The organism is Micromonospora sp. NPDC004540 (genome assembly GCF_040610095.1).
Lineage (GTDB): Bacteria > Actinomycetota > Actinomycetes > Mycobacteriales > Micromonosporaceae > Micromonospora.
The window spans coordinates 113,233-128,859 of the sequence record NZ_JBEXLR010000002.1; the positions used below are offsets into that span (position 1 = coordinate 113,233).

A 15,627-nucleotide genomic window follows, 5' to 3' on the forward strand; every position below is an offset into this window, starting at 1 on the left:
CCGCCCTCGGTGGCCGATGGCAGGGCCTGCCCGGCGGCAGCTACGGCGTCGGACGACCGAGGCGGGCGCAGGTGCTGGTGCCGCCTGCGATGGAGGGGAATTTCAGGTACGCGCGTGACGTCGGCCCGAACTGGCCGTCCGAGGTGATGCCCGCCTTGCTCTGGGCGAACTTCAGCGCGTTGTAGGTCAGTTGGCCGAACGACGCGTCCTCCTGAAGCAGCGTCTTGCCCGCGGGTGCGAGGTAGCAGTCGTTGAGGGCCCACTGGAGGGCCAGCGTGCCCGGCCCGCCGTCGCCCCAGAGCAGCGAGCATGGCAGGACGCCGTACTGGCCGATCGGCGCGGCGGCCTGGTAGCCCGCCTGGTTGCTCACGACCACATAGGACTCGCACTCCGGCTGGCTGCGGGCGTAGGCGGGGTTGGCGGAGACGAGCGTGCCCGCGATCGCGGTCGCGAGCAATGTGGACAGTGCCGCCAGCCGCTTCATGCGCAAGATTCTCTTCATTGCGCGATGATGGCCGGGCCGTCCGGTCCTGGGCAATTGCCTTACGCCGCAGTGCAAAGTCGCCGGTCAGACATCCGACGCCCTGGTCGAGCGGCAGGTTGTCGACCTCGTTCGGGTCGATGCCCGAGCATTGGCTCGGCCCTGGCGGTCCACCGGAAAGCCTGACTAAAGTCAGGCACATGAACTCGAACCTCATCGCGACCGTGCGGCGGTTCAACCGGACGGTCACCCAACGGGTGGGCGCGCTCGACGACCAGTACATGTCCCGCGACCGACCTCTCGCGCAGGCGCGGCTGCTGTGGGAGATCGGCCCCGACGGCGCCGAGGTCGCGGCCCTGCGGGCCCGGCTCGGACTGGACTCCGGCTACCTCAGCCGGCTCCTGCGCACCCTGGAGGGCGACGGACTCGTGCGCGTCGGCCCGGCAGGGCGCGCCGGCGGCGACGGACGGGTGCGCGTCGCCGCCCTGACCGAGGCCGGACGGTCGGAGTGGGCCGAGCTGGACGAGCGGTCCGACGAGCTGGCCCGGTCCATCCTCGAACCGCTCAGCGACCAGCGCCGCGGGCGCCTGGTCGCGGCGATGGCGGAGGTGGAGCGGCTGCTCGTCAGCTCGATGGTGGTGGTCGAGCCCTGCCCGCCGGGAGATCCCCGGGCCCGCGCCTGCGTGCGGGCGTATGCCCGCGAGGTCGCGCAGCGCTTCGACGACGGATTCGACCCGGCCCGGAGCAAGCCGGTCCGCGACGAGGAGCTCGTCCCGCCCGCCGGCATGTTCCTGCTGGCCACCCTCAACGGCGAGCCGGTCGGCTGCGGCGCGATCAAGCTCCACGCCGGCGCGCCGGCGGAGATCAAGCGGGTCTGGGTGGCCGACGGCGTCCGCGGTCTCGGCGTCGGTCGCCGCCTGCTGGACCAGCTGGAACGGTACGCCGCCGAGCGGGGCTGGACCGCCGTCCGGCTGGACACCAACCGCAACCTGACCGAGGCGATCGCCATGTACCGCGCCGCCGGCTACCAGGAGATCGCGCCGTACAACGACGAGCCGTACGCGCACCACTGGTTCGAAAAGCCCCTGGCGCCGTGACGCGACGAGTGCCCATATCCGGGTGATACGACCCGAAGGGTATGGCCAGCAAATCCATTGATCTCAATATGCTGTCCGCAATCTCGAATCAGGTGCGCTCCCCGAGGCGCACCGGTCCTGATGCGGAGGAATTCATGGTTCGCTGGCGCACCCTCACCGGCCTGTTGGCCGCCGCGTTGGCCGCGGTGACCGCGGGCAGCCTCACCCTCGCCGCACCCGCCGTCGCCGACCCCGGGCCGATCACGCCGAACGTCGTGGGCGGCACCCGCGCCGCGCAGGGCGAATTCCCGTTCATGGTGCGGCTCTCGATGGGCTGCGGCGGCGCGCTGTACAGCCCCCGCCTGGTGCTCACCGCCGCCCACTGCGTCGGCCGTACGGGCACCAACACCAGCATCACGGCGACCCTTGGTGTGGTCGACCTCCAGTCGTCCAGCCGGATCACGGTCCGGTCGAACTACGTCTACCGGGCCCCCGGCTACAACGGCAGCGGCAAGGACTGGGCGCTGATCCGGCTGGCCACCCCGGTCACCGGGCTGAGCACCCTGAAGATCGCCAACACCACCGCCTACGACAACGGCACGTTCACGGTCGCCGGCTGGGGCGCGGCGACCGAAGGGGGCGGGCAGCAGCGGTACCTGCTCAAGGCGACCGTGCCGTTCGTCAGCGACGCCACCTGCAACGCCAACTACGGCGGCGACATCATCCCCGCCGAGGAGATCTGCGCCGGGTACGCCAGCGGCGGCGTGGACACCTGCCAGGGCGACTCGGGCGGGCCGATGTTCCGCCGCGACGCCAGCAACGCCTGGATCCAGGTCGGCATCGTGAGCTGGGGCAACGGCTGCGCCCGCCCCAACTACCCCGGTGTCTACACCCAGGTCAGCTACTTTTCCTCGGCCATCGCCTCGGCCGCCGCGAGCCTCGGCGGCTGACCGCACGACGTGGCGGCCCGGCTCACGACCAGCCGGGCCGCCCTCGCGTGCGCCGCACCCGGTGGCTCGGGTCAGGCGTAGAGCGGGCTGCCGGTCTCCAACAGCGACTTCAGGTCGCTGAGGACCTCGGGCCAGCCGCCACCGGCGCTCTCGACCTCGCCGTTGACCTGCGCCATGGTCTGCGGCGCACCGGCCAGTTCGTGGGTCACGGTGAGCGAGGTGACGCCGTTGCCCCGCTCCGCGATCTCGTAGGTCAACCTGGTGGCCGGCTCGTCCAGCCAGGTCGGCCGCCAGGTCTGGACCAGCCGGACCGGCGGGTCCACCTCGAGCACCTCGCCCTCCACCGGCACCTCCGGCATGCCGGCCTCCCGGTGCTCCGGGATGGCCAGGGCCCGGTATCTGCCGCCCGGCCGCAGGTCGAAGTCGGCGAGGCCCTGGTAGCCGTACCTCCGGGTCCACTCCGGCTTGGTGATCGCGTCCCAGATCGCCTGCGGGGTGGCCTTGATGTAGACCCGGTAGACCTTGGTCGTCCCGGCCGTCGTCGTGGTGGTCATGGACTCTCCTTCGGGTTGTCGCGTTCGAGTTCCGCCTTGAGTTCGAGCAGCGTCGTGGTGTGGTGCTCGGTGTACTTGTCGATCCACCGGTCGTGGATCAACCGGATCGGCACCGGGTTGAGGAAGTGCAGCTTCTCCCGGCCCTGCCGTCGGGTGACCACGAGACCGGCATCCTCGAGCAGGCGCAGGTGCTTCATGACCCCGAAACGGGTCATCGCCAACTCGGACTCCAGCTCGGTCAACGTCTGGCCGTCGCGAACGAAGAGCCGGTCGAGCAGGGCGCGTCGGGTCGGGTCGGCGAGCGCCTTGAACACCAGATCGTCGTCGTCGCTCACGAGAACAGAATAGGTGACCAGATGGTCACATGTCAACGACGGTGAGGCCCGTGGCGGGGCCCGCCCTGGCCCCGATAGGCTCTCCGGCCTGGCTCGGGGAGGAGATCCACATGTGGCCGTTCAGGAAGCGCCGGCAGCCGGCCGGGCCCGTCGTCGACCCGGCCTACGGTGATCCGCAGGCGCGGGCGCTCCTCGACGCGCTCGGTGCCCGGGACTGGCGGACGGCCCGGGACATCCTCGCGGCCACCACCGATCCGGACAGCCGCGCCTTTCTCCTGGAGGCCGTCGGGACGGTCGACGGCGTGCAGGACTGGATCGGGGAGTGGGTCGACGCCGAACCGGAGTCGACGCTGCCCGTGCTGGTCCGCGGCTGCCACGCCGTGCACTGGGCCTGGGATGCCCGGGGCGGGAAGCGCGCCGAGTACACCAGCCAGGACCAGTTCCGGCAGTTCCGGCGCCGGCTCCGGCTGGCTGAGAACCTGCTCGACGAGGTCGTCGCCCGCGACCCGGACGACGTGACCGCCCGGACCTGGCTGGTCACGTCCGCCCGCGGCCGCCAGGTCGGCCGGGACGAGGCCCGCCTCCGCTTCGACGAGGTGGTGAAGCGACACCCGGGTCACGTCGTCGCGCACGAACAGCGGCTGCAGTACCTGTGCCCCAAGTGGTTCGGCAACGACGAGCAGATGTTCGCCTTCGCGCGGGAGGCGACCGCGGCCGCTCCGGACGGCAGCCTGCTGCCGGAGCTGCTGGCCGTCGCGCACGTCGAGAAGTGGCTCGAGGTGCCGGTCGAGGAGAGCGACGCGTACATGCAGTCCGCCGAGGTGCGCGCGGACCTGCTGGCGGCGGCGGAGAAGTCGATCTTCCATCCGGCGTTCCGGCCTGCGTTCGGCTGGGTGCCGCGGGCGAGCGTGTTCGCGCTGGGCCTGGAGTTGGCCCACGAGTTCGAGGCCGCGGCGCGGGTCTTCGAGATGCTCGGCGACCACGTCAGCGAGTGGCCGTGGAACTATGTGGGCGATCCCGTCACGGCCTTCACGCGGTCCCGGGACTGGGTCCACGAGCACATCTCCTGATCCCGGCCTACGACCTGTTCCGGGAACATGGTGTTCCACCACGGACGCGTTGTGGCTAGCGTGGGACCGATGCGAAGTGGTGTGAACGTACCGAACTTCGCCCCCGGCGCCGACCCCGATGTGCCGGATGGCTGGCGGACGCAGCCGGGCGGCTGAAGGCCATCGCTGACGAACTGGGCCGCCCGGTGCCCGCGTTGACGCCGCGCATCACACTACGACGGCGCCCTGACCGAGATCCGCCAGCCCGAGCGCGCCTGGCGGACCCATGCGGCCGTGGCCGCCTACCACAGCTCCCAGGAGGACCGATGACCCCCGACGACGAGAAGTTTCTCCGCCGTGCCGTGGAAATCGCCAACCAGGCCGGGGCGTCCGGCGAGCGGCCCTTCGGCTCGTTGCTGGTCGGTGCGGACGGCACCGTCCTGATCGAGGACCACAACACCGTGGTCTCCGACTCGGACATCACCGCCCACCCGGAACTGAAGCTGGCCCGCTGGGCCGCTCGCGAACTCGCCCCCGAGGTGGCCGCAGGCACCACCATGTTCACCAGCTGCCAGCCCTGCCCGATGTGCGCGACCGCGATCGACCGGTCCGGCCTCGGCCGGGTGGTGTACGCCCTGTCCGCCGAACAGTTCGAGGAGGTCAAGCCGGCCACCCCGCCGCTGCCCCCGGTCCGGTACGAGGGGCCCGCGCTGTTCGACGAGGCACGCCAGCCGATCGACAACTACTACTAGCGCCCATTGGCGGATCCAGGTCGGCGATGCGAGGGCTACGGCGCCAGCAGCGGCTCCACGAACAACGCCGGCTGCCCGGACGGCCCGACGGCGGGTAGCCGCTCGACGGCGCCGTCGCGCACCGACAGCCGTACTCCGCCCGCGGGTTCACGGGAGAAGTGCCAGGGCTGGTAGCCGAACAGCACGTGGTCGGCGTCCTCCCAGATCGGCTCCCGATACGCCCCCTGTGGGGACCGCCGGCCGTCCTCGGGCAGCCACCACACCTGCGGCTGCGCCCTGGCTCCCGGCTCGACGGGGAAGAGCGTGAGTGCCGGCGGGTCGGCGCGCACCGTCCACAGCCGGTCGCCGCCGGGCGCGAGCCGGGCCGTCAGGTCCACCGGCACCGTCACCGTCGTCCCGTCCGGTCGGACCACGGTGACCCCCTCCGCCGTCCGCGCGCCGCAGGTGCCGGTCAGCGGGTCGACCTGGTGCACGGGATACGCGCACCGTTCCGGTTCGCTGCCGGGCGTCCAGCGCATGGTGACCCGCGGGACCTGCTGGTCGACGAAGAAGACCTGGTCGCGGTGCGTCCCGAGGAGGTTGACGGCCCGGTCGTCCGGCCAGGGCATGGTCTCCACCGGGCCGCCGGCCAGGTCGATGACCCGCAGCCGCCACCGCCACACCCGCCGATGGTGCTCGCCGTCGACCACCACCACCCGCCGGCCGTCGCCCAGCAGCGCCACGCGTGGCAACCGCACCTCGTCGATCTCGGTGACCTCGCCGGCCGGGGAGACCAACGCGGCCGGGTGTCCGTGCCCCATCACGAGCACACCGTGGCTGGTCTGCAGCGCCCGGCGCCAGCGCGCGGCGTCGAGCCGGGCGAGCTCCACCCACCCGCCGTCGCGCCACCCGAGGACGGTGCCGTCCCCCTTCACCACGCCGGCCCGTGGCGGCGCGCCGAACGGCGGGCCGGGCGGGTCCTCCCGGTTACGCCGGAGGGACGTCACGAACAGTCCGCGGCGTTTCGCCGCCTCACCCGTCGGCCGGGCCACCGCGCTCAGCCCGAAGCTGCCGGCCGGCGGGCCCTTCGACTTCCGCCCCGGACCGGACGCCGTCGGCGGCGCGGCCGGGATCGTTCTCGATGCCGCCGGTGGGGCGAGCGCGGTGCGGGCGGCTGGCGCGGCGGGGGCGGCCGGTGCCGCGCTCGGGCGGGCGCCCAGCCACAGCCGCAGCGGCTCGTCGCCGTCGACGTGCAGCAGGCCGGTCCGCTCCGCGAAGGCCAGCCCCTCGCGCAGCTCCGGCTCGCTCACCAGCAGCCGCTCGGCGATCTCCGCGGCCGTGGCCTCCAGCGGTGCCCGGGAGGACCATCTCAGCACCGCCTCGAGATCCTCGGCGAGGCGGCCGTACCGGCCGCGGGCGTCCTGGAGCCGGACGGCGCGGACCCGGTCGGGCGGCAGCGACAGCACCGTGTCGACCCGGGCCGGCCGCCCGGCGCGGTAAGCGTCCGGGCCCTCCCGGACCAGGATGCCGGCGGCGGCCAGCAGCGGCAGCACGTCGCGCTTCCGGCGGACCGGCGGTACGCCCAGCTCGGCGGCGATCTCGTCGAGCCGACGCTGCTGCCCGGCGAGCCGCGCCACCACTTCCGCGTGCTGGGCGGCCTTGCGCTGGTCGAGATCGTCGTGGCCGGTGGTCAGCGGTTCCGGGGGCGGCTGCCACAGCGGCGCGTCGAGCCAGCCCGGCGGGCGCTGGTGGGCACGGCCCCAGTCGTCGACGTGCTCCACAGTGACCGGCCCGCCGTGCTCCCGGACCGCGACGTGGACGATGCCGGCCAGCTCCATCGGCTGGTATCCCAGCTCGAGCTGCCAGCCGTCGTAACCCGGACCGACGGCGGGCCGGGCGCGGGCCAGCCAGACCGGTGGGGCGGGTGCCGGATCGGGCCAGAAGCGGAGCAACCAGCGGTCCCCGAACCCGTCCTCGGTGTCGCCCCGCCGGCATGCCACCCGGACCCGGTAGCGGCCGGCGCCGCCCAGATCGAGATCGGCCGGGCCGGCGCCGCCGGTCAGCATGGTCAGCGACAGTTCACCGGAGCTCGCGCGGTAGGGCGTCTCGAGCACGTCGTCGAAGCCCGCGTGGTCGGCCGGCGGCGGAACGTCGTGCAACTCCAGACGCACCACGTGGTAGCCGTCGCCGGCCTGGCAGGTGATCCAGCCGGCGCCGGCTCCGGCGAACGTGCCGGTCGGCTCGGCCCCGCGTTCGCGTTCGCGCGGCAACTCCGCAGCATCGCCCGGCGCCCCCGATCCGCCCAGGTCCCGCAGGACGACGAGCGCGTATTCGGGGGAGTAATCGTCTCGCTCGAACGCCCGTACGACGGCCACGGCGGCCAACCTAACAGAATCCGGTCGCGCCCGTGGGCCGCCAGCACGGCGGCGCCGGGAACGTCGCCGGCGGCGTGCCGGGTGTCAGGGGCGGTCGGCGACCATCACCTGGCTGTGGCGCAGCGACCTGGTGTGCCGGACCGGTAGGGCCAGCCCCCGCGCCGTGTCGAGCAGGTTCTCGTCCCGGGTGACGGTGTAGCCGTGCCGGGTGAGCAGGGCGGTCATGGCGGCGGGCGTCCAGGTCGAGCGCCACGGCTCGTTCGTCCAGACGCTCGACCGGCCGGTGGAGGCCGTCAGCAGCCGGGCCAGGACGCGGCCCACCCTCGTGGCGGTGGCGGGGCTCTGGAAGTTGACGACCAGGCGACTGCCCGGCGCGGAGCAGGCGGCGAGCTCGGCAACCGTGGCGGCCACCTCCGCTCGGGTCAGGTACGGCACGACGCCCTCCCAGATCCAGGTCGTGGCGAGGTCGGCGCGGTGCCCGTGGTCCGCCAGCGTCTCGGCCAGCCGGTCGCGGCCGAAGTCCACCGGGACGAACCTGGGCGGGGTGCCGGGCAGGCCCGCGGCCCGGTCGCGCTTGTCCTGCTGGGTGGCCGGCTGGTCGACCTCGAAGACCGTCACCCCGGCGAGGTCCGGCATCCGCCAGGCGCGGCCGTCGAGTCCGGCGCCGAGGATCACCAGCTGCGGACACGGGTGGGCGCGGATCGCGTCGTCGATGGCGATCGTCCGGGGCGCCATCAGCTCGGCGCTGGCGCGTACCGTCTCGTAGTCGATCCGCTGCTGCCACTTCTGCGGTGGGGCCCCGTCGCGTACCCACTGGACGGCCTCCCGCTCGTCCGGGCGCAGCAGGGGCAGGGCGGTCGGATCCGCGAAGCGGCCGGGAGCGATGAGCGCGTCCGCGGCGGCGCGACCCTGGCACACCAGCACCGCGGTGCGGCTCGCCCGCGGAGTCCTCGACATCGCGTCCTTTCTCGGCGGGGATCCGTCAGCCGTCGATCCGGGTGATGTTGCGGATCTTGTTGGCGGCGTCCAGGGCGGCCACCTTGTACGCCTCGGCCAGCGTCGGGTAGTTGAACACCGCGTCCACCAGGTAGTCGACGGTGCCGCCGCAGCCCATCACCGCCTGCCCGACGTGGACGATCTCGGTGGCCCCGGTCCCGAACACGTGCACGCCGAGCAGCCGCCCGTCGTCCGGCGAGACGAGCAGCTTCAACATGCCGTACGAGTCGCCCACGATCTGGCCCCGGGCCAGCTCGCGGTAGCGGGCGATGCCCACCTCGAACGGCGTCGAGCTGTCGGTCAGCTCCTCCTCGGTCTTCCCGACGAAGCTGATCTCCGGGATCGTGTAGATGCCGATCGGCTGCAGCTCGGGCATCGCGCGGACGGGCTCGCCGCAGGCATGCTGCGCGGCCAGCCGGCCCTGCTCCATGGAGGTGGACGCCAGCGCCGGAAAGCCGATCACGTCGCCGACCGCGTAGATGTTGTCGACCGCGGTGCGGTAGTTGGCGTCGACCTGGATCCGGCCCCGGTGGTCCGCCACCAGCCCGGCCGCGTTCAGCGCCAGGTCGTCGGTCTGGCCCTGGCGGCCGGCGGAGTACATGACCGTGTCGGCGACCATCTTCTTGCCGCTGCGCAGGACGCACAGCGCGGCGCTCTGGTGCTTCTCCACCGCGGCGACCTCCTCGCCGAAGCGGAACGTCACCGACAGGTCCCGCAGATGGTACTTGAGCGACTCGACGATCTCCTCGTCACAGAAGTCGAGCATCCGGTCGCGACGTTCCACCACGGTCACCTTGGTGCCGAGGGCGGCGAAGAGGGACGCGTACTCCATGCCGATCACGCCGGCGCCGACCACGACCATGCTGCGGGGTACGGCCTGGAGGTTGATCACCCCGTCGGAGTCCACGATGGTCCGGTCGTCGAAGTCCACGCTGTCCGGGCGGGCCGGGCGGGTGCCGGCGGCAATCACGATCTTGTCGAAGGTGACCCGGGACTCCCGGCCGGACCCGCCGTCGACCCAGACCGTGTGCGCGTCGGCGAACCGTCCGGTGCCGGTGATCATCGCGACCCGGTTGCGGGCCAACTGGTTGCGGATGACGTCCGTCTGCCGGCTGATCACGTGCTGCGTCCGGGCGGCCAGGTCGCTGACAGTGATCTCCTCCTTGACCCGGTAGCTGCTGCCGTAGAGGTCGCGCTGGCTCAGGCCGGTCAGGTAGAGGACGGCCTCGCGCAGCGTCTTGGACGGGACGGTGCCGGTGTTGATGCACACCCCACCGATCATGTCGCGGCGGTCGACGATGCCGACCCGCCGGCCGAGCTTGGCCGCCGCGATCGCGGCCTTCTGACCGCTCGGTCCGGAGCCCAGCACCAGCAGGTCGTAGTCGTACACAACCGTCAGCGTCGCAGGATGTCCCGGCGGGCGCCAGAGGCGTCCGACGAGCTATCCCGGACCCGTGGGTCGGAGTGGTGGCCCGGCCGGTCGGTCGACCAGCGCGGCCAGCCTCTTCGGGGCCAGGACGCAGTAGCTCTCGGTGAGCAGTTCGCCGACCTCGTCCCAGTCGACTCCGCCGTCGAGCACCAGGCCGACGACGTCGGCGCCCCAGTCGGGCTTGAAGAAGGGGTGCCCGCAGGCGAGCAGCGCGGCGATCTCGTCGCCGGGGGAGCGGAACGTCAGCACGCAGATCGGCTCGTCGCTGGCGGCGGCGCGGGCGTAGGCGGCCTGGTGGTCCGGGTCGACGGTGAGCACGTGGGCGAAGGTCCGCTTGCGGATCCGCCAGCGGGTGCCCACCCACGCCGGCTCCTCGTAGGCCTCCGGCAACCCGAGGCAGACGGGCCGGAGCCGACCGAGGATCTCGGGTGGGACGTCGCCGCGATCGGTCACGGGAGGGACGTTACGTGGCCCCTCCGACAGTTCCGCGCCGCGCTTCACACCAGGAGGGTCTCCCGCATCCTCGCGCCCAGATTGATCCTGCCGACCACCCGAGGACCGGTCGGATCGTGAACGTCGAGGGTGTTGTTGCGGCGCATCAGCTCGCGGACCGGCGGTGGCAGCCGGGGCGGGTCGTCCATGGCTGCGAGGACCTGCCCGGCCGTCGAGATCAGCCCACCGGCCAGGGCGGCGGCGTCGGTGTCCACCCGCACCCGGCCATATTCCCAGCCGGCGGTGGTGAGGTCGAGCAGCTCGAACACGCGGGTCAGGACGGGATTCGGGTCGGTCACCCGGTCGAGCCGGGGCGCCAGGCTGCCGAGCACCGCGACGGCGGCGGCCACCTGCGCGTACGGGTGGAAGCCGCACGGCAGCGCGAACAGCGGCCACCGCAGCGCCGGGCCGGCCTCCTTCCACAACGGCCGGTAGTTCCGGCGGTGCACCAGGAGCCGCCGGCCCGTCCGTCGGTGTACGTCGTGTGCCTGGGCCTGCAGGTCCGCGTGGGCCTCGTCGGCGGCCTCGCTCACGATCCGAGCCGCCACCACCAGGCCGTCGTCGCTGTCCAGCAGCCGGGCGAGCGCCTCGACCTGATCGGGAAACCGGACCTGCGCGCGGGGGCCGTACCGGTGCCGGACATCCTGCAGCAGCGCCTGCTGTCGCCCCGGGTCGAGCTGGACCCGCGTCCTACCCAGCAACCGCCGGAGCCAACGCATCTCGCCTCGTTTCAGCAGCCGTCCCGGACCGCGGCAATGCTAGTGCGTCGGACGTCCCTCGTAGGGTGGTGGGGTGGCTGAGCGATCTCTGACCTTGATGGCGGTGCACGCGCACCCCGACGACGAAGCGACGAGCACCGGCGGCATCCTTGCCCGCTACGCGGCGGAGGGGATCACGACGGTCCTCGTGACCTGCACGGACGGGCGGTGCGGCGACGGGCCCGGTGGGGTCAAGCCGGGCGACCCGGGGCACGACCCGGAGGCCGTGGTGGCGATGCGCCGGGCCGAGTTGGCGACCAGTTGCGAGGCGCTCAAGGTCACGCACCTGGAGACGCTCGACTATGCCGACTCCGGGATGATGGGTTGGGCGGCCAACGACCTGCCCGACGCGTTCTGGAACACGCCGGTGACCGAGGCGGCCGAGCGGCTGGCCGAGTTGATCCGCCGCTACCGGCCCGACGTCGTCGTGACCTACGACGAGAACGGGTTCTACGGTCATCCGGACCACATCCAGGCGCACCGCGTCACCATGGCAGCAGTCGAGCAGACGGGCATCCCCGCGAAGGTCTACTGGACCACCGTGCCGCGCAGCGCCTTCGAGGATTTCGGCCGGATCATGAAGGAGATCGGCGTCGAGTTTCCCGAGCCGGACGGGGAGTCGGAGGAGATGCCGCAGCTCGGCCTGCCCGACGACGAGATCACCACCTGGGTGGACACGAGCGCCTACGGCGCACAGAAGTTCGAATCGCTGGCCGCGCACGCCAGCCAGGCCGAGAACATCTTCTTCCTGCAACTCGGGCAGGAGCGGTTCACCGAGCTGATGGGCGTGGAGACCTTCGTCCGGGTCCGCGACACCACCGGTGCGCCCGCGCGCGAGGACGACCTGTTCGCCGGACTGCGCTGACCGGCAAGCCCGCCATCGACCGAGGAAACCCGTCCCCTCCGGTGTGCGGCCCGGCCATCCGGGTACCCGCAGGGCCCGTGAACCAGCTCAGGGGGAGGCGCGCATGAGCGACGGGACCGGGCATTCGGGCCGGGGTGGGTACAGCGGTAGCCCGACGGATCGTCTGGCGCAGGACGTGGCGGACGTCGTCCGCGAGGAGGTCCGCGCCGTCCGTGGGCAACTGACCGAGGCGGCTCGCCCGGCCGGGCTGGGCATCGTGCTGCTGGCTGCCGCCGGCGGTTGCCTGGTCCTCGGCGCCGGTGCCGCCTCCACCACGGTCCTGCGCCTGCTGGAGGCGTTCCTTCCTCGCCGACTGGCGGCCGCGGGCCTCACCGCCGGTTACCTGGCCACCGCGGTGGTTCTCGGTGGGATGGGGCTGGAGCAGCTGCGCGCGGCGGGTGGCAGTTCGGCCCGGCTCGCTGAAGAGGTGCGGGACGTGGTCTCGGCAACCGCCTCCCGGGTGGTGCCGGCCGGCACCGACGCCGCCCGTGACGAGCTGGGCCGGTGACGAGGACCGGAGGGAGGGATGTCATGACGGACAAGCACGAGCAGGCCGAGCAGATGCGCGAAGAGGTGCCGTCGACCGTCGCGCGCTCGGACGACAAGGCGGTCCGCACGTACAAGAAGACGCTGGAGTCGGCCGAGGAGACCTATGGCGACGGGGAGCGGGCGCACCGCACGGCGTACGCGTCGTTGAAGCACACCCACGAGAAGGTCGGCGACCACTGGGAGCCCAAGGAGCACAAGGGGCCGTCGGATCCGCAGGCGGCGCTGGGCACCCCGGCCTCCCGCGACCGGGCCCGCCCGACCGCCCAGGGGGTCGACGCCAACGCGAGCAAGGAGCACCTCGAGGACGTGGCCCACCGGGTCGGGATCCACGATCCGCAGAATCTGGACAAGGACGAGTTGGTGCACGCCATCGAGAAGGCCAACGCCCGGGCCACCGCCCGCGCCCGCCGGCGGTGAACGACCGCCCGACGTTCTTCCACCGGGCCGGGGTCACCTCCAGCGGTGGGTCTCCACGTGACGTGGTTGGATGGTGCCGTGGGTTTCACGGTGATGAACGTGCCCGAGCGGGAGCGGTTCGAGGCGCGGGACGAGACGGGCGCCGTGGCCGGCGTGGTGACGTATCAGCTGACGGGCAACATCATTGCCTACACCCACACCGAGGTCGCCCCCGAATTCGAGGGACGTGGCGTCGGTTCGACCCTGGCACGCGCGGTGATGGACGACGCCCGGGTCAACCGGCGAACAGTGGTGCCCATCTGCCCGTTCCTGAGCGGCTGGCTGGACAAGCATCCTGAGTACGACGGCATCGTGGCCCGATCGACCCGTAAGGTCAAATAGCGGGCTGCTCTGCTCGACCTCTACCGCGATCGAGTGAGGTGAGCAGCCGCATCGGCGGCCGTCATCAGGCGCGCGGTCACGCAACAGGCGGCACGAGATTCGGCCTGTGATCATCACCCGCCCGGAGTGCTGATCGTCTTCGCGGGCCCGCGGCAAAGGCCGTCTCCTCGCGGGATGACGGCCTTTGCGGTGCACCTGCGGCTCAGCCGGGGATCTCCCGGGGGTCGCGGCTGCGGGGGTACGTGTTCTTCTCGCCGATGGTGCCGTCCTGCTTCTTGATCACGTGCTCGGCGTCGCGCTGCTTGGCCATCTCCCGACCGGCGGCCTCCGCTTCCTCCTTGGTGCCGTGAACGCTGCTCGCACGCTGGTTGCCCTCCGGACGGTTCTTCCACTGGCCGTCCTGCGGATACGTCTCGATGTCGCCTTTAGCCATGGTCGTGGCCTCCCTGGTCTTCATGGTCGGTCACGAATATCTGCCCCGCCTGAGTGCACTTTGAAACGTGGGGGCGGGCCCTGCCCTACGTCACCAGGTCGTGGGCTTGCCCTTCTGGAACAGCCACACATCGAAGAAGGTGCCGAGGTTCTGCCCGGATTCCCGCTCGGAGAGGGCGATGAAGTCGGCCGTTGAGGCGTGGCCGTACCGGTGGCTGGCCGCCCACTCGCGCAGGATGCGGAAGAAGGTGTCGTCGCCGACCTTGCCGCGCAACGCGTGCAGAGTCATCGCCCCCCGGTTGTACGGGATGCTGCTGAACATGTCCTCGGGGCCGGGGTCGGCGAGGACGATCTGCCAGAACGACGACGACGCGGCCCGACCGTAGTTGCTGCTGCTGTTGAAGGTCTGGCCGACCGACGCGCCGCCGCTGTACTCGGTGTACATCCACTGGGCGTAGGTGGCGAAGCCCTCGTTGAGCCAGATGTCCGACCAGCGTTGCGGGGAGACGCTGTCGCCGTACCACTGGTGTGCCAGCTCGTGCGCCATCGTGCCGACGCTCGCCGGGCTGGAGAAGATCGGCTTGGTCTGGGTCTCGAGGGCGTAGCCGACGTCGGGGGCCCGGTCGATGATCGCACCGGTCGAGGCGAACGGGTACGGACCGAACGTCGAGGAGAAGAAGTCGATCATCTTCGGGATCTGCGCGACCGCGGCGGCGGACCCGGCGACCTGCCGCGGGTCGATGGCGACGTACACGGGGATGCCGCTCGGCGTGGTCGACTCGGTGACCACGAAGTTGCCGATGGTGATCGTCGCCAGGTAGGTGGCCATCGGCTCGGTCGAGTCCCAGGTGAAGGTGGTCCAGCCGTCCCGGGTCTCCTGGGACAGGAGTTGGCCGTTGCCGACGGCGGTGAGCCCCTCCGGGACCTTCGCGGTGAATCGGAAGGTGGCCTTGTCGGTCGGGTGGTCGTTGGTGGGCAGCCAGGCCGGCGTGCCCTGCGGCTCCCCGACGACGAAGGCGCCGTCGTCGGTGGGCACCCAGCCTTCGATCGACCCGTCGGGGTCGGTGATCGGACCCGGTACGCCGGCGTACCTCACCACCACGGTGAACGCCTGCCCGGCCTTGAGCTTCGGGCGCGGGGTGACGACCAGTTCCTGACCGTCCCGGGTGAAGTCGTGCGCATGCCCGTTGACCGTCAGCGACGAAATTTCCGGGCCGCGGAAGTCCAGGTTGAACCGGTCGAGATCCTGCGTGGCGGTCGCGGTGATCGTGGCGGTGGCGGCCATGAACCGGGTTGCCGGGTCGTAGGAGAAGTTGATGTCGTAGTGCTGGACGTCGTATCCGCCGTTGCCCTCGTCCGGGAAGTACGGGTCGCCGACGCTCGCCGGACCAGCCGAGTAGCGGGGGGCTCCGGGGTTGCCAGGCGCTGCGCCGGCCGTGTCCGGTGCCACCGCCGACCCGACAGCCACCAGGGCGACTGTGGCGAGTGCTGCACCGCGCAGGCGTGGGACGGTCATGTGGATCCTCTCCATCGAACTGCCGCGGCAGCGCTGGCCACCAGATGCGTACGCCCTATCCACCCGCACCGGACGCACATGCGTCAAGGTCTGCGGGCCACCGACCCCGCCCGAGACACGGGGCCGCTGAGCGCGGTTCTGTCCACTTAGGCTGCCAGCCAGGACGGTGCATCCCCACGCCGCGGGGTCTTGACTCGGAGCA

At 71.8% G+C, this 15,627-nt stretch carries 18 protein-coding genes; 8 read left to right on the forward strand and 10 right to left on the reverse strand.

Annotated elements, in window-relative coordinates:
- Positions 1 to 40: 40 nt before the first annotated feature.
- Positions 41 to 502: a peptidoglycan-binding protein gene (locus ABZV78_RS01375; protein WP_355634790.1), complete on the reverse strand. Its 462-nt coding sequence runs from the start codon at positions 500 to 502 to the stop codon at positions 41 to 43.
- A gap of 179 nt (positions 503 to 681) precedes the next feature.
- Between ABZV78_RS01375 and ABZV78_RS01380 the strand changes: the two genes are divergently transcribed.
- Positions 682 to 1,578, forward strand: coding sequence for a helix-turn-helix domain-containing GNAT family N-acetyltransferase (locus tag ABZV78_RS01380; protein ID WP_355634791.1), 897 nt, complete (start codon positions 682 to 684; stop codon positions 1,576 to 1,578).
- A 134-nt stretch (positions 1,579 to 1,712) separates the two neighbouring features.
- Positions 1,713 to 2,507: a serine protease gene (locus tag ABZV78_RS01385; RefSeq protein WP_355634792.1), complete on the forward strand. Its 795-nt coding sequence runs from the start codon at positions 1,713 to 1,715 to the stop codon at positions 2,505 to 2,507.
- A gap of 71 nt (positions 2,508 to 2,578) precedes the next feature.
- Here the strand turns inward: ABZV78_RS01385 and ABZV78_RS01390 are convergent, their stop codons facing one another.
- Together ABZV78_RS01390 and ABZV78_RS01395 are read right to left on the reverse strand one after the other, a co-directional pair.
- Positions 2,579 to 3,061: an SRPBCC family protein gene (locus ABZV78_RS01390; protein ID WP_355634793.1), complete on the reverse strand. Its 483-nt coding sequence runs from the start codon at positions 3,059 to 3,061 to the stop codon at positions 2,579 to 2,581.
- Positions 3,058 to 3,396 carry a metalloregulator ArsR/SmtB family transcription factor gene (locus ABZV78_RS01395; protein WP_355634794.1) on the reverse strand — a complete coding sequence of 113 codons (339 nt, stop codon included), beginning with the start codon at positions 3,394 to 3,396 and terminating at the stop codon, positions 3,058 to 3,060. Before ABZV78_RS01395 ends, ABZV78_RS01390 begins: the two co-directional genes overlap by 4 nt.
- 110 nt (positions 3,397 to 3,506) lie before the next feature.
- On the opposite strand from ABZV78_RS01395, the gene ABZV78_RS01400 reads away from it, so the two are divergent.
- Together ABZV78_RS01400 and ABZV78_RS01405 are read left to right on the forward strand one after the other, a co-directional pair.
- On the forward strand, positions 3,507 to 4,466 hold the full coding sequence (locus ABZV78_RS01400; RefSeq protein WP_355634795.1) for a DUF4034 domain-containing protein: 960 nt from the start codon (positions 3,507 to 3,509) through the stop codon (positions 4,464 to 4,466).
- 305 nt (positions 4,467 to 4,771) lie between these two features.
- Positions 4,772 to 5,197, forward strand: a complete 426-nt coding sequence (locus ABZV78_RS01405; RefSeq protein ID WP_355634796.1) for a nucleoside deaminase — start codon at positions 4,772 to 4,774, stop codon at positions 5,195 to 5,197.
- 35 nt (positions 5,198 to 5,232) lie between these two features.
- Here the strand turns inward: ABZV78_RS01405 and ABZV78_RS01410 are convergent, their stop codons facing one another.
- The 5 genes from ABZV78_RS01410 to ABZV78_RS01430 form a co-directional block, all read right to left on the reverse strand.
- Entirely contained in the window at positions 5,233 to 7,551 is a 2,319-nt protein-coding gene (locus ABZV78_RS01410; RefSeq protein ID WP_355634797.1) for a hypothetical protein, read from the reverse strand.
- An 84-nt stretch (positions 7,552 to 7,635) separates the two neighbouring features.
- Complete coding sequence (locus ABZV78_RS01415) at positions 7,636 to 8,508, reverse strand: class I SAM-dependent methyltransferase (protein WP_355634798.1); 873 nt, start codon at positions 8,506 to 8,508, stop codon at positions 7,636 to 7,638.
- Between the two features lie 25 nt (positions 8,509 to 8,533).
- Positions 8,534 to 9,937 carry a Si-specific NAD(P)(+) transhydrogenase gene (gene sthA / locus ABZV78_RS01420; RefSeq protein ID WP_355634799.1) on the reverse strand — a complete coding sequence of 468 codons (1,404 nt, stop codon included), beginning with the start codon at positions 9,935 to 9,937 and terminating at the stop codon, positions 8,534 to 8,536.
- A gap of 51 nt (positions 9,938 to 9,988) precedes the next feature.
- Positions 9,989 to 10,429, reverse strand: a complete 441-nt coding sequence (locus tag ABZV78_RS01425; RefSeq protein ID WP_355634800.1) for an MmcQ/YjbR family DNA-binding protein — start codon at positions 10,427 to 10,429, stop codon at positions 9,989 to 9,991.
- Positions 10,430 to 10,473: 44 nt separating this feature from the next.
- Positions 10,474 to 11,187, reverse strand: a complete 714-nt coding sequence (locus tag ABZV78_RS01430) for a hypothetical protein (protein WP_355634801.1) — start codon at positions 11,185 to 11,187, stop codon at positions 10,474 to 10,476.
- Positions 11,188 to 11,260: 73 nt separating this feature from the next.
- Between ABZV78_RS01430 and ABZV78_RS01435 the strand changes: the two genes are divergently transcribed.
- The 4 genes from ABZV78_RS01435 to ABZV78_RS01450 all read left to right on the forward strand — a co-directional run bounded on the left by ABZV78_RS01435 (position 11,261) and on the right by ABZV78_RS01450 (position 13,477).
- Complete coding sequence (locus ABZV78_RS01435) at positions 11,261 to 12,091, forward strand: PIG-L family deacetylase (RefSeq protein ID WP_355634802.1); 831 nt, start codon at positions 11,261 to 11,263, stop codon at positions 12,089 to 12,091.
- Positions 12,092 to 12,194: 103 nt separating this feature from the next.
- The gene (locus ABZV78_RS01440; protein WP_355634803.1) at positions 12,195 to 12,638 is read left to right on the forward strand and encodes a phage holin family protein; all 444 of its coding nucleotides are present in this window, start codon (positions 12,195 to 12,197) and stop codon (positions 12,636 to 12,638) included.
- A 23-nt stretch (positions 12,639 to 12,661) separates the two neighbouring features.
- A complete protein-coding gene (locus tag ABZV78_RS01445; protein WP_355634804.1) occupies positions 12,662 to 13,096 on the forward strand; it encodes a ChaB family protein in 435 nt (144 codons plus the stop codon).
- A gap of 78 nt (positions 13,097 to 13,174) precedes the next feature.
- Positions 13,175 to 13,477, forward strand: coding sequence for a GNAT family N-acetyltransferase (locus tag ABZV78_RS01450; RefSeq protein WP_355634805.1), 303 nt, complete (start codon positions 13,175 to 13,177; stop codon positions 13,475 to 13,477).
- A gap of 202 nt (positions 13,478 to 13,679) precedes the next feature.
- On the opposite strand, the gene ABZV78_RS01455 is transcribed toward ABZV78_RS01450, so the two are convergent.
- Positions 13,680 to 13,910, reverse strand: a complete 231-nt coding sequence (locus ABZV78_RS01455; protein ID WP_355634806.1) for a DUF2188 domain-containing protein — start codon at positions 13,908 to 13,910, stop codon at positions 13,680 to 13,682.
- Positions 13,911 to 14,000: 90 nt separating this feature from the next.
- The gene (locus ABZV78_RS01460) at positions 14,001 to 15,425 is read right to left on the reverse strand and encodes a M1 family metallopeptidase (RefSeq protein WP_355634807.1); all 1,425 of its coding nucleotides are present in this window, start codon (positions 15,423 to 15,425) and stop codon (positions 14,001 to 14,003) included.
- Positions 15,426 to 15,627 lie beyond the last annotated feature (202 nt).

Bases quoted from the DNA above. Each gene is read 5' to 3' on its own strand.
- ABZV78_RS01375 (WP_355634790.1), bottom strand. From the start codon at position 502: ATGAAGAGAATCTTGCGCATGAAGCGGCTGGCGGCACTGTCCACATTG.
- ABZV78_RS01380 (WP_355634791.1), top strand. From the start codon at position 682: ATGAACTCGAACCTCATCGCGACCGTGCGGCGGTTCAACCGGACGGTC.
- ABZV78_RS01385 (WP_355634792.1), top strand. From the start codon at position 1,713: ATGGTTCGCTGGCGCACCCTCACCGGCCTGTTGGCCGCCGCGTTGGCC.
- ABZV78_RS01390 (WP_355634793.1), bottom strand. From the start codon at position 3,061: ATGACCACCACGACGACGGCCGGGACGACCAAGGTCTACCGGGTCTAC.
- ABZV78_RS01400 (WP_355634795.1), top strand. From the start codon at position 3,507: ATGTGGCCGTTCAGGAAGCGCCGGCAGCCGGCCGGGCCCGTCGTCGAC.
- ABZV78_RS01405 (WP_355634796.1), top strand. From the start codon at position 4,772: ATGACCCCCGACGACGAGAAGTTTCTCCGCCGTGCCGTGGAAATCGCC.
- ABZV78_RS01415 (WP_355634798.1), bottom strand. From the start codon at position 8,508: ATGTCGAGGACTCCGCGGGCGAGCCGCACCGCGGTGCTGGTGTGCCAG.
- ABZV78_RS01430 (WP_355634801.1), bottom strand. From the start codon at position 11,187: ATGCGTTGGCTCCGGCGGTTGCTGGGTAGGACGCGGGTCCAGCTCGAC.
- ABZV78_RS01440 (WP_355634803.1), top strand. From the start codon at position 12,195: ATGAGCGACGGGACCGGGCATTCGGGCCGGGGTGGGTACAGCGGTAGC.
- ABZV78_RS01445 (WP_355634804.1), top strand. From the start codon at position 12,662: ATGACGGACAAGCACGAGCAGGCCGAGCAGATGCGCGAAGAGGTGCCG.
- ABZV78_RS01455 (WP_355634806.1), bottom strand. From the start codon at position 13,910: ATGGCTAAAGGCGACATCGAGACGTATCCGCAGGACGGCCAGTGGAAG.
- ABZV78_RS01460 (WP_355634807.1), bottom strand. From the start codon at position 15,425: ATGACCGTCCCACGCCTGCGCGGTGCAGCACTCGCCACAGTCGCCCTG.